Annotated in this window: 11 protein-coding genes; 5 read left to right on the plus strand and 6 right to left on the minus strand. The window is 74.0% G+C overall.

The window, feature by feature from the left end; genetic code table 11:
• Positions 1-3: 3 nt before the first annotated feature.
• Positions 4-1,755 carry a malto-oligosyltrehalose trehalohydrolase gene (gene treZ, locus OG624_RS30950; protein WP_161288511.1) on the minus strand — a complete coding sequence of 584 codons (1,752 nt, stop codon included), beginning with the start codon at positions 1,753-1,755 and terminating at the stop codon, positions 4-6.
• A 110-nt stretch (positions 1,756-1,865) separates the two neighbouring features.
• Here treZ and OG624_RS30955 point away from each other — a divergent pair, with 110 nt between their 5' ends.
• Positions 1,866-2,429, plus strand: coding sequence for a DUF1707 and FHA domain-containing protein (locus OG624_RS30955; protein WP_033217775.1), 564 nt, complete (start codon positions 1,866-1,868; stop codon positions 2,427-2,429).
• A gap of 74 nt (positions 2,430-2,503) precedes the next feature.
• Positions 2,504-2,983: a GNAT family N-acetyltransferase gene (locus tag OG624_RS30960; protein WP_033217777.1), complete on the plus strand. Its 480-nt coding sequence runs from the start codon at positions 2,504-2,506 to the stop codon at positions 2,981-2,983.
• On the opposite strand, the gene OG624_RS30965 is transcribed toward OG624_RS30960, so the two are convergent.
• A complete protein-coding gene (locus OG624_RS30965; RefSeq protein ID WP_244290722.1) occupies positions 2,973-4,088 on the minus strand; it encodes a MerR family transcriptional regulator in 1,116 nt (371 codons plus the stop codon). The two genes, OG624_RS30960 and OG624_RS30965, sit on opposite strands and share 11 nt — an antisense overlap.
• Positions 4,089-4,298: 210 nt before the next feature.
• Here OG624_RS30965 and OG624_RS30970 point away from each other — a divergent pair, with 210 nt between their 5' ends.
• Complete coding sequence (locus OG624_RS30970) at positions 4,299-5,165, plus strand: 2OG-Fe(II) oxygenase (protein ID WP_078909145.1); 867 nt, start codon at positions 4,299-4,301, stop codon at positions 5,163-5,165.
• Positions 5,166-5,176: 11 nt separating this feature from the next.
• On the opposite strand, the gene OG624_RS30975 is transcribed toward OG624_RS30970, so the two are convergent.
• Together OG624_RS30975 and lpdA are read right to left on the minus strand one after the other, a co-directional pair.
• Positions 5,177-6,472: a M14 family zinc carboxypeptidase gene (locus tag OG624_RS30975; protein ID WP_033217950.1), complete on the minus strand. Its 1,296-nt coding sequence runs from the start codon at positions 6,470-6,472 to the stop codon at positions 5,177-5,179.
• Positions 6,473-6,610: 138 nt separating this feature from the next.
• Positions 6,611-8,023, minus strand: coding sequence for a dihydrolipoyl dehydrogenase (lpdA, locus tag OG624_RS30980; RefSeq protein ID WP_033217779.1), 1,413 nt, complete (start codon positions 8,021-8,023; stop codon positions 6,611-6,613).
• Between the two features lie 83 nt (positions 8,024-8,106).
• Here lpdA and OG624_RS30985 point away from each other — a divergent pair, with 83 nt between their 5' ends.
• Positions 8,107-9,015: a LysR family transcriptional regulator gene (locus OG624_RS30985; RefSeq protein ID WP_051763029.1), complete on the plus strand. Its 909-nt coding sequence runs from the start codon at positions 8,107-8,109 to the stop codon at positions 9,013-9,015.
• A gap of 27 nt (positions 9,016-9,042) precedes the next feature.
• On the opposite strand, the gene treY is transcribed toward OG624_RS30985, so the two are convergent.
• Entirely contained in the window at positions 9,043-11,322 is a 2,280-nt protein-coding gene (treY, locus tag OG624_RS30990; RefSeq protein ID WP_051763030.1) for a malto-oligosyltrehalose synthase, read from the minus strand.
• Between the two features lie 175 nt (positions 11,323-11,497).
• On the opposite strand from treY, the gene OG624_RS30995 reads away from it, so the two are divergent.
• The gene (locus OG624_RS30995) at positions 11,498-12,694 is read left to right on the plus strand and encodes an MFS transporter (protein ID WP_244290723.1); all 1,197 of its coding nucleotides are present in this window, start codon (positions 11,498-11,500) and stop codon (positions 12,692-12,694) included.
• Here the strand turns inward: OG624_RS30995 and glgX are convergent.
• On the minus strand, positions 12,679-14,793 hold the full coding sequence (glgX, locus tag OG624_RS31000) for a glycogen debranching protein GlgX (protein ID WP_033217783.1): 2,115 nt from the start codon (positions 14,791-14,793) through the stop codon (positions 12,679-12,681). The two genes, OG624_RS30995 and glgX, sit on opposite strands and share 16 nt — an antisense overlap.
• Positions 14,794-15,062 lie beyond the last annotated feature (269 nt).

Here is a 15,062-nt window from a genome sequence, read left to right on the forward strand (position 1 = left end):
CCCTCACGGGGCGAGGACGACCGCCGTCTCGCCCGGTACGTGGATCCGCCCGTCGGGTCCCGGGTGCGCGACCGGCTCCCAGGCGGCCAGCACCCGTACCCCGTTGCGGCCCAGCGCGATGGTCACCGGGTCCGGGGAGAGGTTCACGGCCACCCGGACGTCGCCCCGCCGGAAGGTGAGCCAGCGCCGCTCCTCGTCGTGGGCGACCCGGACCGCCGCCAGGTCCGGGTCGCGCAGGTCGTGATGGGTGCGGCGGAGCGCGATCAGGGTGCGGTACCAGTCCAGCAGGCGGGCGTGGACGGCCTGCTCGGGCTCCGTCCAGTCCAGGCGGGAGCGGTCCCGGGTGGCCGGGTCCTGCGGGTCCGGGATCTCCTCGGCCTTCCAGCCGTGCGCCGCGAACTCCCGGCGGCGGCCGGACCGTACCGCCTCGGCGAGGTCCGGGTCGGGATGGTCGGTGAAGTACTGCCAGGGCGTCCGGGCGCCCCACTCCTCGCCCATGAACAGCATCGGCACGAACGGCCCCGTCAGGGCCACGGTCGCGGCGCACGCCAGCAGGCCGGGGGAGAGCGAGGCGGAGAGCCGGTCGCCGAGCGCCCGGTTGCCGATCTGGTCGTGGGTCTGGGTGTAGCCGAGGAAGCGGTGGGCCGGGGTGCGGCGGTGGTCCACCGGGCGGCCGTGGGTGCGGCCGCGGAAGGAGGACCAGGTCCCGTCGTGGAAGAAGACCCGGGTCATGGTCTTGGTGAGGGCGCCGAGCGGAGCCGCGGCGAAGTCGGCGTAGTACGCCTGGGATTCGCCCGTCAGCGCGCAGTGCAGGGCGTGGTGGAAGTCGTCGTTCCACTGGGCGTGCAGGCCCAGGCCGCCGGCGGCGCGCGGGGTGGTGGTGCGCGGGTCGCAGCGGTCGGACTCGGCGATCAGGAACAGCGGGCGGCCGGTGTCGGCGGCCAGTTCGTCCACCGCCGCGGACAGTTCCTCCAGGAAGGTCAGCGCCCGGTCGTCGGCCAGCGCGTGCACGGCGTCGAGCCGCAGCCCGTCGATCCCGTAGTCGCGCAGCCAGGCCAGGGCGCTGCCCAGCAGATAGGCGCGTACCTCGTCGGAGCCGGCCGCGTCCAGGTTCACCGCGGAGCCCCACGGGGTGTGGTGGGTGTCGGTGAAGTACGGGCCGAAGGCCGGCAGGTGGTTGCCGGACGGGCCGAGGTGGTTGTGGACCACGTCCAGCACCACGCCCAGCCCCGCCTCGTGCGCGGCGGCCGTGAAACGGGCCAGGCCGGCCGGGCCGCCGTACGGTTCGTGCACCGACCAGGGCGCGACCCCGTCGTATCCCCAGCCGTGCCGGCCGGCGAACGAGCAGACCGGCATCAGCTCCACGTGCGTGACGCCGAGGGCGGTGAGGTGCCCGAGCCGGGCGGCGGCCGCGTCGAAGGTGCCCTCGGGGGTGAAGGTGCCGATGTGCAGCTCGTACAGGACCGCGTCCTGGAGACGGGTCCGCGGCGCCGGTGCCGGCCGTGGGGCGAGGGCTTCCAGGTCGACCACCGCCGACAGGCCGTCGGGTCCGTCGGGCAGGCGCCGCCCGCGCGGGTCCGGGCGCGGACCGTCGCCGTCGCCGTCGAGCAGGAATCCGTAGCGACTCCCGTCGGCGGCCGGGGCCTCGGCGATCCACCAGCCGTCCCGGTCCGGATCGCGTGCCATGTCGTACGTCGCCCCGTCGAGCAGCATGGCGACGTGCCCTGTCAGTGGTGCCCACACCTCGAACTGCACGGACGGTCCCCTCGTCGGCGGCGGTGTCCAGCATGCGTATCGTGCCCATCATTCCGGGCGTGGCGGGGGAGTTCTGGACACTCCGCCCCCGACGGGCCGACAATCACCCTGTGACGTCCAGTTTCGAGATTCCCGCCTTCCCCGCGCCGCGGCTGTCCGACGCCGAGCGCGACCGGGCGCTGGGCCAGCTCCGGGAGGGCGCGGCCCTCGGCAAGCTGTCCCATGACACCTTCCTGCGTCGGATGGAACTCGCCCTGGTCGCGCGCCGCTCCGAGGACCTGGCGGTGCTCACGGCCGACCTCCAGACCCGGGACGCCGCCGAAAGCCCGTGGACCCGTCGGCTGTTCGGCTGGGTCGGCCGGGCCTCGGCCGTCTCGCTCGGTGTACGGCGCGCGTGGAACGCGGAGCGCCTGCCCAAGCTGCTGCTGCCGCACCCGAGCGCGGCCGCCCTGCGGATCGGCCGCGACCCCGGCAACGGGCTGCGGCTCAGCCACGAGACGGTCTCCCGGGCGCACGCGGAGCTCAGCATGCGCGGCGGGGTCTGGGTGCTCAAGGACCTCGGCTCCACCAACGGGACCACGGTCAACGGGCACCGGGTGACCGGCTCCGCGGTGGTCCGTGACGGGGACCAGGTCGGCTTCGGGAACATGACCTTCCGGCTCTCGTCGAGCTGAGGACGAGGCCCCCGCGTCCGCCGAGGGTGCCCCCGCCGGTCCGGCGCCGCGAGCGGGCGCGCAGGATGACGGTCATGGAACACACCACCGTCATTCGCCGCGCACGCGTGGGGGACCTGCCCCGCCTGGTCGAACTCGTCCACGAGCACGTGGCGTACGAGAGGTCGGCGCCGCGCCCGCCGGGCCTCGCCGAGCGCCTCGGCCCTCAGCTGTTCGCCGAGGACGCCCGGTTGTGGGTGCTGCTCGCCGAGACCCCGGACGGCACGGTCGCCGGATACGCGGCCTGCTCCGCCGAGTTCGCCTTCTGGGACGCCCGGTACCACCTGCACATGGACTGCCTCTACCTGACGGAGGAGGCCCGCGGCCACGGCCTCGGCGCCGCCCTGATGGAGGGCGTGACGGACCTGGCCCGCGCGCTCGGCCTCGACCAGGTCCAGTGGCAGACCCCGGACTGGAACGAGGGCGCGATCCGCTTCTACGACCGCCTCGGAGCCACCGGCAGGCCCAAACTGCGCTACGCGCTCGCGGTGGAGGCGGCGCCGTTCACGCCATGAGCAGGCGCAGGCCCAGATCCGCCGCGTCGAGGTCGGCGAGGTCGCCGTTGCGTTCGGCCCATCGGCCGGAGGCGAGGTCGTCCCCGAGGCTTCGCACCGCCCGCCGTTCGGCCTGCGGACCGACCCTCGTCCACACCGACATCGCACGGCGCACGCGCTCCTCCAGATAGGCCTCCGGTCGGCGCCAGTACGCCTCGAACAGGCCGTCGGCGCAGTCCCACGGGACGGGCACCGGCTCGGCACGGGCGCCGATCGCGTCGGCCATCGCGGCGAGCGAGGGGAACTGTGCGAGGACGCCGGCGAACTCGGGGAGGTAGTCGCGGGTCAGCCAGAAACGGTCCTGCCAGCCGGGCTCGTCGGTGTCGAAGGTGAGTACCACCACGCGGCGGGCCACGCGCCGCATCTCGCGCAGCCCCGCCATCGGGTCCCCCCAGTGGTGCACGGTGGAGACGGCCATGGCGACGTCGAAGGACCCGTCCTCGAACGGCAGGCTCTCCGCCGCGGCGGCCACGCACGGCGCCGAACCCGCCGGCCGTTGGCCCCGCATGACCGCCGACGGCTCCACCGCGGTCACCTCCCGGTCGGTGGGCTCGTAGGAGCCGGTGCCGGCCCCGACGTTCAGCACCGTCCGCGCGTCCCCGAGCGCGCCCCGGATCCGCGCGGCGATCCGCGGATCGGTACGCCGTGTCGCGGGGTAGGCGCCGCCGATCACGTCGTACAGCCGGGCTCCGACCATTTCCAGTTGCTCCTCCGGTGTCACCTTCCGTCCCTTCGCCCGTGCTTCCAGTTCCCGGTCGATGGCCGCCAGCATGGCGTCGGCCCGATCCCGCCGCTCCAGCAACAGGCCGCGCAGCCGGCGCAGGTGTGCCGCGGCGTCGGTGGCCGGGTCGCCGACCAGTTCCGCGACCTCCCGCAGCCCGAAGCCCAACCGTCGGTAGGCCAGCACCTCGCGCAGCCGCTCGATGTCGCCCGCCGAGTAGGCCCGGTACCCGGCCGCGGTCCGTGCCGAAGGCCGGACGAGCCCGATGTCGTCGTAGTGGTGCAGCGTGCGGACGCTCACGTCGGCCAGCTCGGCCACGCGTCCCACGGTCCAGTGATCGTCCATGGCACCGACTGTGCGGCCTGACGCCACGTGAGGGTCAAGAGCGGTACGCGCGATCCCCCGGTGGAGGCCTCCCGGTCCGGTTCCGCTTGCCGGCGACCCGCCCGCCGGTCGGTCCGCTCCGGACGGTCGGCGCGGGCGTGCACCGCGCACTTCCGTGCGCCCCCTTGTGCTCCTTCGGCGCGGACGGCTGCCGTCGTACGGTTCCGGGCTATGAGCGGATACACGATGGAACCGGCCACGCCGATGGAAATCGGCCCCCGCGTACTCCCGCCCTCCGACCGATGGTCCCCCGCGCTCGCGGTACCGGCACCGGTCTGCCGCTTCGAGAACTTCCTGGGGGCGGAGCGCGCCGCCGCCCTGCTGGAGTACGCGATCGCGCGGGAGGAGGACTTCACGGCGGGGACCGTCCTGGACCCCCTGACCGGACAGGTGTCCCGCAAGGGTCGGGACTCGCTGGTCCTTCCCGTGACCAGTGAGGTGTTCAGCGCCCACCTGGCGGACTGTCTGCCGCTCGTCCAAGAGGTCCTCGGTCACCGGGCCGAGCTCGTAGAGTCCTTGACCGTCCTGACGGCGCACGGCGAAGGCGGCCACTTCGGCATCCACACGGATGCCTCACGCGTCCGGGACGTGAGCCGGGCCCTGTCCGCGGTGTACTACCTGCACCGCACGCCCCGCGGCTTCGGCGGTGGCCAACTCCGCCTGTACGACACCGTGGTGGACGACGGCCGGGCGCGGCCGGGGGAGTCCTACCGCACCGTCGAGCCCGAGCACGACACCATCGCCTTCTTCCCCTCCGGCGCCTTTCACGAGGTGGTGCCGTCCACCTGCCCGAGCGGGCGGTTCTCCGACCACCGGTTCACCCTCACGACATGGATCTCCGGCGGGGAGCCCGCCACGGTCCCGCAGGCGCGCCGGCCGGACGCCCGCCGGCCGGACGTCTGGCGGTGGTTGGCGGACGCGGCCGAAGGCACCCGCCCGCTCCACGACGCGGCCGAGGACCACGACGGAGCCAGGCCGGTGGCCCTGCCGCCGCCCGGCCCCGACACCCGCCTGGGGCCGGGCCGTATCCGGCCCTGACCTGACCTCCCTCAGCCCGGCCGGCCTGCGGCCACGAGACGGTCGTAGGCGGCCAGGACGGTCCGGGACTGGTGTTCCACCTGGGTGGCCACCGGGACCCAGCGGGCCCCGAAACGGGCCGCGAAGTCCTCGCACCACCCGGTGACCAGCCGGTCCAGCCCGGGCGCCGCCGGATGCTCCTGGGTGTGCAGCACCCGCAGCAGCATCGCGGCGGCACGCAGTGACAGCCGGCGCCCGAAGGCGTCGATGCTGGCGACGTACGCCGCCGTGGCCTCGGCCGGGGCCCCGGCCGTCCACGCGGCCGCGACCTGCGGGATCAGCGCGAGCGTCCAGTCCACCGCGCGCAGCAGGGGCGCCGCGGCCGGGTCCTCGGACGACCGCGGGTCCTGCGGTACGTGGGCGCCGCCCCGGACCCCGGCGACGAGCGCGGCGTCCGAGGTGAGCCGCTCGGCCAGCATCCGCAGGGCGCCGCGCGGGTCCGGGTGCGGGGTCGGATCGTCCACCAGGTCGGAGGCCCACATGGGGACTTCGACGATGGCGGTCGTGCCGGCGTAGCGGTGGGCGTGGTACCAGGTGCTCAGCCGGGTGTCCTCCGGGTGGAAGGCCCCGGCGGCCTCGCTCCCCGGCTGCGGGATCACGAAGATCCCGGGCCCGGGGGAGGGCCAGCCGGCCGCGTCCGAGGCCCCGTTCTCCACCGGGATGCGCAGGTCGGCGGCCGACGTCGCGAACGGCTCGGCGAGGCCGGGGATGTCCCGGGTGAGCTGCACCCAGGAACCGCCGAGGTCGGTGGCGTGCAGGGAGACCTGCAGCACGGGCCGGAGCTCGTCGATGAGCGCGGTCAGGGCCAGGGTCTCGGGCGGCAGCCGGTCCGGGGGCAGTAAGGACGGCGCCCACTCGGGTTGTTCGGGGCCGGGCGGCCGGAAGAAGTTCCGGTGGTAGTCCAGCAGTGAGTACGGGAGCGGGGTGCGGTGCAGGTTCGCGCCGTCGGGGTCGGCGCAGAGCAGGAAGTGCCAGCCGCAGCCGGCCCGCGGCGTCGGGTCGTCGAGGAGACGCCGGGCGAGCGAGAGGGCGGTGGCGCCGCCGACGGGCTCGTTGGCGTGCGCCCCGGCGACGACGAGGACACTGCGTTCGGCCCCGCGCGGGGCGCCGCCTGTCGCGGTGACGGACAGCACCCAGAGGGGCTGCCCGGCCCGGGAGGTGCCGGCCTGACGGAGCCGGACCTCGTCGGGGTGTTCGTCCGCCAGAGCGTGGGCGGCGAGCCCGAGTTCCCGCGGAGTGGGGTAGCACATGTCACGGAGGAGAGTCACAAGGGATGCCATGCCCCGAGGGCCCGCCGCCTACTGCTCCCGGGGCTTCGCAGTTCCCCCGATCGACGAGAAAACCCCTGGCCAAGGCCTGCGGCCCCGGCCGGTCGTGGCCGGCGCCGCCGACCGGGTCGCCCCGCGCTACCGCTGGTGCAGGCCGCGGCCCGCCAGGCTGAGGAAGGCCTCCCCGACCGCCTCCGACAACGTCGGGTGGGCGTGGACGTGCCGGGCCACATCGGCCGGCTCCGCGTCCCAACCCACGATGAGTTGGCTCTCCGCGATCATCTCCGACACGTGCGGCCCCACCAGGTGCACGCCGAGCACCCGCCCGCCCCGCTCCGCTACCACCTTCACGGTGCCGCCCTGCCCGTGCACCATGCCCTTGGCCACGGCGGTCAGCGGCATCGTGTTCACCACCACGTCGTACGCCGCCTCGCGCGCCTGTGCCTCCGTCAGCCCGACGGCGGCGGTCTGCGGGGCCGAGTAGGTCACCCGTGGCACCGCCGCGTAGTCCACCGGCGCGCTCGCCACCCCGGCCAGGGTCTCGGCGACCAGCAGCCCTTCCGCGAAGGAGGCGTGGGCCAGCCCGAGCGAGGGCGGTGGCAGCAGGTCGCCCACCACATGGATCCCCGGGACGGCGGTCTCCAGCCGCGACCAGTGCGCCGGAACCACGAACCCCCGCTCGTCGGTGGCCAGTCCGGCCGCCGCGAGGTCCAGGCCGTCGGTCACCGGGACCCGCCCGACCGCCACCAGCAGCCGCTCCGCCCCGATCTCCCGCAGCTCTCCGCGCGCGGTGCGCACGGTGGCCCGGACGCCCCCGGAGGCGAGCCGCTCGGCCCCCTCCAGCCGGGCCCCGGTCCGCACGTCGATCCCGCGCTTCTTCAGCCCCCGTGCCAGATGCCGGGACACGTCCGCGTCCTCCAGCGGGACCAGCCGGTCCGCGGCCTCGACCAGGGTCACCTCGGCACCCATGGAACGGTGGAAGGAGGCGTACTCCACCCCGATCGCTCCGCCGCCCAGCACCAGCACCGAAGCCGGCAGGCCGGGCGCGAACAGCGCGTCGTCACTGGTCACCACCGTGTGGCCGTCGGGCTCCAGGCCGGGCAGGGTGCGCGGCCGGGACCCGGTGGCCAGCACGATCCCCCGGGTGGCGGTGAACTCCCGTCCGTCGTCGATCCGTACGGTGCGGGGCCCCGTCAACCGGGCGCCGCCGCGCACCACCTGTACCCCGGCGTGCTCCAAGTGGCCTTCCACACCCCTGTGGTTGCGGGAGACGATGTCGTCCCGGGTGGCGGTCAGGGCCGACCAGTCGATCGACTCCACGCTCGCCCGGACCCCCCAGCGCTCGCGCGCCTCGGCGATGCCGTCGACGAGTTCCGCCGCGTGCAGCATGGCCTTGCTGGGGATGCAGCCCCGGTGCAGGCAGGTCCCGCCTATCTTGTCGCGTTCCGCGAGGAGGACCCTCAGGCCCAGGGCCGAGGCGCGCAGGGCGGTGCTGTAGCCGCCCGTGCCGCCGCCGATCACGATCACATCCACTGTGCTGTCGTCGGTCATGTCGCCAGCCTGTTCCTCCCGTCGGGTCAAGTCCAAGGAAATGATCTTCTGAAGTTCATGCAGGATCTTTATGCTTCGCGGTCATGAGCCTGCGCCAGATGGAGTACTTCCTGGCCGTCGTGGAGGAGTCCTCCTTCACCCGCGCCGCGGACGGTCTGCACGTCACGCAGCCTGCCCTGTCCCACCAGGTCAAGGCGCTGGAACGGGCCGTGGGCGGCGCGCTGTTGGAGCGGATGCCGCGTGGGGTCCGGCTCACCCCCATGGGCCGCGCCTTCCTCCCTCACGCGCAACTCGCCGTCCGTAGCGCCCGGCAGGCCGAACGGGCCGCCCGCGCCGCCGCCGGGGTGGCCGGAGGCGAACTGCACATCGCCACCGTGCACGCGCTGGCCGTCGGTCTGCTCCCGGGCGTCGCCGCCCGCTGGCGGTCCCTGCACCCGGGGGTGTCCCTGGTGCTGCGGGAGTACGGCAGCACCGAGACGCTGGAGGAGCAGTTGGAACGGGGCGTGGCCGACCTCGCGGTGGGCCCGGAGCCCGCGGGCTGGTCGGGGCCGCTGCTGCGGATCGGCCGGGAGGAGCTGGTCATCGTCGTCCCCTTCGACGATCCGCTGGCCGGCCGCGGGTCCGTCGGCCTCGCCGAACTCGCCCACCGCGACTGGATCCGCTGCGCGATGGAACCGTTGGTGGACGGGGTCCTCGTCCTCGACCGGGCGTGCGGGGCGCTCGGTTTCACCCCGCACACGGTGCTGCGTACGGAGCACACCTCGACGGCCGTACGGATGGCGGCCGCCGGGGTGGGCGTCGTCATGGCCCCGGCCCACATGGTCCGCGGCGCCGTCGGCGAGGACTGTGTCCTGCTCTCCCTCGACCCGCCGTGGCACCGGCCCCTGGCGGTCTTCTCCCGGGTCCCGCTGACCGGCGCCGCGGCCGCATTCGCGGAGCTGATCGGCGCCCGCTCCGCATCGGATGCGGCCCCGGACGCGCCGCCGCACTGAGCGGCGGGCCGCCCCGGCGCCGCCCGATCACCGGCGCAGCCAGACACCCACCGGGTGGCCGTCCAGCAGGGCGGCCACCTCGGCCGAACCGCTGTGCGACACGGTGTCGTCCCCGGACGGGGAGAGCGGGGCGGAGGGGGCCAGGCGGGTCCAGGTGCCGGGAGGCAGGTGCAGGTGGGTGTCCCGCCAGCCGCCCGACGCGGCCAGTCGGTGGGACAGTCGGGTGGCCGCCACCAGCAGCCCGGGGGCCCGGGTGAAGGCCAGCAGGTGGTCGGCCGCCGGGCCCCGGGCCAGGACCGGCGCGTAGCCCCGGAACAGCTCCGGCCGGTCCCGGCGCAGCCGCAGCAGGGTGGCCGTGAGCCCGAGCTTCTCGTCGGCCGCGTGCTCGGGGGCGGACCCGTCGTCCAGCCGGGCCAAGGCGTGGCGGGGGAAGTGGACCGGACGCCGGTTGTCGGGGTCCACCAGCGCCCGGTACTCCGTCTCCGCGCCCTGGTAGACCTCCGGGACCCCCGGCATCGCCAGGTGCAGCAGGGTCATGCCGAGGAGGTTCGCCCGGGCCGCCCCGGCCAGCTCCGCCGGGAGGTCGAGCGGATCCCGGACGTACCCGGCCACGCCCGCCTCGTACGCCTCGTCCGGCTCGGTCCAGCTGGTGTGCAGGGCCGCCTCGCGGACCGCCTTCAGCAGGGCGTCGGCCAGTCGGGGCCCGGCCTCGGGAACCCGGCCGAGCCCCAGCGCGGTCTGCCGGGCCACCCAGGCCAGCTGGGGGTCGGGTCCCTCGGGGCGGCCCATGAGCTCCGGCGCCTGGGACAGCGCCGAGATCCGGGCCCGGACGTCCGCGCTGCGCTTGGTGTCGTGCGTGGACAGGACGGTCCCGGCCGCGGGCCACTCCTCGGCGAGGGCGGCGCAGTACGCGTGGAACTCCGCGGTCGACACCGCCGGCCGCCCCGGCTCCCCGCCGACCTCGGTGGCCGACAGCAGTGGCGCGTACCGGTAGAAGGCCCGGTCCTCCAGGGACTTGGCGCGCAGGGCCGCCGAGGTCTGGGCGAAACGGGCGGCGAAGGCCGGATCCCGCAGCAGCAGCTCGCGTACGGCGGCCACCGCGCCGGGGCCGGCCGCCGCGGCCGCCTGCTCCAGGGCCTGCGGCGGCAGCTCCGGCTCGCCGGGGTACGGCCGGTACACCGGAAAGGCGATCAGCAACTCCCGCACAGCCGCGGCCAGTTCCTCTCCGGCCTGCCGTTCCAGCGCGCCCAGCTCGGCGGCCAGGTCGCCGGTCAGCACCTCCCGCGCGGACGCCCGGGCCGCCTCCGGCCAGTGCGGCAGCCCGGTGGTCTCCCCGTACCGGGCCGCCAGTTCCGCCTCTCCCTCGGGGTCGGTGAAGACCCCGTCCACCCGGTGCAGGGCGTCGTAGCCGGTGGTTCCCGCCACCGGCCAGGCGGACGGCAGGCGCTCCTCGCGGGCCAGGATCTTCTCGACCACCACCCAGCAGCCGTCGCCGGCCGCCGCCCGCAGCCGCCGCAGGTACTGCTCCGGGTCCGCCAGACCGTCCACGTGGTCGATCCGCAAGCCCTCCGCGACCCCGTCCCGGACCAGCTCCAGCACCTTCGCATGGGTGGCGGTGAACACCTCCGGATCCTCCACCCGGACCCCGATCAGATCCGAAATGGTGAAGAAACGGCGGTAGTTGAGGGCGGTGCGGGCCTCGCGCCACCAGGCCGGCCGGTACCACTGGGCGGCCAGCAGCTCGGGCAGCGCCAGCCCCGAGGTGCCCTCCCGCAGCGGGAAGTGCTGCTCCCCGTAGCGCAGCACCTCGCCGTCGACCTCCAGCTCGCAGGACTCCACCGGCCCGGCCAGCACCGGCAGCAGCACCTGCCCGTCGCCCGCCTCCCAGTCGATGTCGAACCAGCGGGCGTACGGCGAGGCGGGGCCGTCCCGCAGCACCTCCCACAGCGGCCGGTTCAGCCGCAGCGGGGTCGGTACCGCCATGTGGTTGGGCACGATGTCGAGGACCAGGCCGAGTCCGTGCGCCCGGGCGGCCCCGGCCAGGGCCCGCAGGCCCGCCTCGCCGCCGAGCTCGGCCCGCACGCGGGAGTGGTCGGTGACGTCGTAGCCGTGGGTGGAACCGGGCGCCGCCTCCAGGACCGGGGAGAGGTGCAGGTGCGACACGCCGAGCGAGGCGATGTACGGTACGGCCGCCTCGGCCGCCGCGAAGGGGAACTCGGGGCGCAGCTGGAGGCGGTAGGTCGACGTCGGAGTGACTGGTGTCGGAACGTCAGATTCCGATTCGGGGGTCGCGTGCGGCTGGCTCATGAGAACGTACGTACCCAACCTGCCGGATTCCGTGCCATGACCCAATGCATCCGAGTGACTGCGCCGGGTTAATGTCGATCAAGTGGTTGGAACCGTCAGCACGTATCGAAAAGTCATCGCCCTGACCGGGCCCCTACTTCCGCTCGTCTCTTTCCTCGCCCGACTGCCCGTCGCGATGTCCCAGTTCGGCAGCTTCCTGCTGGTCGCCCAGACCAGCGGATCCCTCGCCACCGCGGGCACGGTCGGCGGCGCCCTCTCCCTCGGGCAGGTCCTCTTCGGACCCGTCCTCGGCCGGCTCGCCGACCGCCACGGGCAGCGCCCCGTCGTCCTGGCCGCCGCCGCCGTCAACGCCGTGGCCACCGCCGCCCTCGTCGCCGGGGCACTCACCCACCTGGCCACCGTCCCGCTCGCCGCGATCGGCGCCCTCACCGGCGCCTCCGTACCGCTGATCGGACCGCTCGCCCGCACCCGCTCGGTGGCCCTGGCCCACCGGGCCCGGTCCGACGAGAGCGTCGTCGGAGCCGTCCACGCGCTCGAAGGCACCCTGGACGAGGTCTCCTTCGTCTTCGGACCCGCGCTCGTCGGACTCGCCGCGCTCCTCGCGCATCCGGCCGTCGCCCTCGCCGGCGCGGCCGGCCTCGTCGCCGTCTTCGGCACGATCTACGCGCTGCACCCGACCGCCGCCGTCACGGCCGGCTCGCCGGCCCCGGACCGGGTCCCGGGCGGCCGGGTCCGCTCGCCCGGAGTGGTCCACGCCGTACGCGGCTCCCTCGCCCTCCAAGGCGTGATGTTCGGCGCCTGCCAGGCGGGCATCACCGCGCTCACCATCCGGCTCGGGGTCCCGGACCAGGCCGCCGTCGTCTACTCCGCCATGGGCGTCGTCAGCGCGGTCGTCGGCATCTCGCTCGGCGGGTTGCCCGCCCGCTTCGGGCTGCGGCTGCGCTGGCGGGTGGCCACCGCCGCCGCCCTGGTGCTCTCGACGCCGCTGCTGTTCACCGACAGCCTGTGGCCGCTGTACGCCGTCGTCACCGTGCTGGGCGCGGCCTACGCACCTCACCTGATCACCGCGTTCGCGCTCACCGAGCGGGCCGTGGAACCGGCCCGGCTCTCCACCGCGATGGCCTTCGCCGCCAGCTGCCTGGTGGCCGGGCAGGCCACGGCACTGGTCGTCTGCGGGCGCCTCGCCGAGGCGTACGGGCCCGCCGGCGCCTTCGCCGTGGCCGTCGGGGCGGCCGCGCTCTGCCTGCTCCTCGCCCTCGTCACCACGGAGCCCGCCGCCCGGACGCACCCCACCGAGGCGCGCGTCCCGGGCCCGCGGACCGACTCCTCCCCGGCGACGGACGGGAGCGGCGTCGCCTACGCCGGGCGCTGAAGCACCACCAGGCACCGCCCCGTCAGCGCCACCCGGTCACCCGCCGCGTACTGCGGCCCGGTGCCGGGTGGCAGTACGTCCGCCCGCGCCGTGTCCACCACCAACCGCCACTGCGTGCCGTGCCCCGCCGGAACGGTGAAGTCCTGCGACTCCGCGCCCGCGTTGAACATCAGCAGGAACGAGTCGTCGGTGATCCGCTCGCCCCGGGTGCCCGGCTCGGAGATCGCCTCCCCGTTGAGGAAGACGGTCAGCGCCTTCGCGTGCTGCGCCTGCCAGTCCCGCGCCCGCATCTCCTCCCCGTGCGGGGTGAACCAGGCGATGTCGGACAGCTCGTCGTGCGTCCCCTCCACCGGCCGCCCGTGGAAGAACCGGCGCCGCCGGAAGACCGGGTGGTCGCGGCGCAGCCACACCATCCGCCGGGTGAACTCCAGCAGCGACGGCGCCGGCTTGCCGGGCTCCGGCCAACGCACCCACGACAGCTCGTTGTCCTGGCAGTAGGCGTTGTTGTTGCCCTGCTGGGTACGCCCGAACTCGTCGCCGTGGCTGAGCATCGGCACCCCCTGCGACAGCATCAGGGTGGCCGTGAAGTTGCGCATCTGACGTTCGCGCAGCTCCAGGATCTCCGGATCCTCGGTCGGCCCCTCCACCCCGCAGTTCCAGGAGCGGTTGTGGGTCTCGCCGTCCCGATTGCCCTCCCGATTGGCCTCGTTGTGCTTCTCGTCGTACGAGACCAGGTCGTTCAGGGTGAAACCGTCGTGGCAGGTGGTGAAGTTGATCGACGCCAGCGGTCGCCGCCCGTCGTCCTGGTACAGGTCCGAGGATCCCGTCAGCCGGCCCGCGAACTCCGCGAGCGTGCGCGGCTGCCCGCGCCACATATCCCGTACGGTGTCCCGGTACTTGCCGTTCCACTCGGTCCACAACGGCGGGAAGTTGCCCACCTGGTAGCCGCCCTCGCCCAGGTCCCAGGGCTCCGCGATCAGCTTCACCTGGCTGACCACCGGATCCTGCTGGACCAGGTCGAAGAACGACGACAGCCGGTCCACCTCGTGGAACTGGCGGGCCAACGTCGCCGCCAGGTCGAAGCGGAAGCCGTCCACGTGCATCTCGGTGACCCAGTACCGCAACGAGTCCATGATCAGCTGGAGCACGTGCGGGGAGCGCATCAGCAGCGAGTTCCCGGTGCCGGTGGTGTCCATGTAGTGCCGCGGATCGTCCGCCAGCCGGTAGTACGAGGCGTTGTCCAGCCCCCGGAAGGACAGCGTCGGGCCCAGGTGGTTCCCCTCCGCGGTGTGGTTGTAGACCACGTCGAGGATCACCTCGATGCCGGCCTCGTGCAGGGCCCGGACCGCCGACTTGAACTCCAGCACCTGCTGGCCGCGGTCACCCGACGCGTAGCCGTTGTGCGGGGCGAAGAAGCCGATGGTGTTGTAGCCCCAGTAGTTGCTCAGCCCGTCGTTGACCAGCCGGTGGTCGTTGACGAACTGGTGGACCGGCATCAGCTCCAGCGCCGTCACCCCGAGCTTGGTGAGGTGGCCGATGACCGCCGGGTGCGCCAGCGCCCCGTAGGTGCCGCGCAGCTCCTCCGGAAGGTCCGGATGGTGCATGGTCAGACCCTTGACGTGGGCCTCGTACAGCACGGTGTGGTGGTACTCGTGACGCGGCGGCCGGTCGTTGGCCCAGTCGAAGTACGGATTCACCACCACCGAGCTCATCGTGTGCGGCGCGGAGTCCAGATCGTTGCGCGAGTCCGGCCGACCGAAGTGGTAGCCGTACACCGCCTCGTTCCAGCTGACCCGACCGCTGATGGCCCGGGCGTACGGGTCCAGCAGCAGCTTCGCCGCGTTGCAGCGCCGCCCGCGCTCGGGCTCGTACGGTCCGTGCACGCGGAATCCGTAGCGCTGGCCCGGCATCACACCGGGCAGGTACGCGTGACGGACGAAGGCGTCCGTCTCGCGCAGCTCCACGGCCGATTCCGACCCGTCGTCGTGCAGGAGGCACAGCTCGATGCGTCGGGCGGCCTCCGAATAGACCGCGAAGTTGGTGCCGGCGCCGTCGTACGTGGCACCCAGCGGATACGCCTGTCCCGGCCAGACCTGCATAGATAACGACTCTTCCCTCGTTGCCCGAAGATGTCCCGGCCGACCCGGCATGGACCACGTCCTTGCCAGATCTTCCCCGAAAGAGGGGCCGCAAGCGCGGACTTGGCAGGGGTCCTATTGGGTGACCCGCAGACCTGATATGCGGGTCAGCGGACTGTGTGCGCATCGGATAATGGGTCAACGGACGGTCGCGGTAAGGGCCGTCGGGCTGCACCGGGCCGCGCGCGCGGAGTACCCTTCCGTGATCACTGGAGACGGGCGTCCAGACG

Origin of the sequence: Streptomyces virginiae (genome assembly GCF_041432505.1) — a bacterium.
Classification (GTDB): Bacteria; Actinomycetota; Actinomycetes; order Streptomycetales; family Streptomycetaceae; genus Streptomyces; species Streptomyces virginiae_A.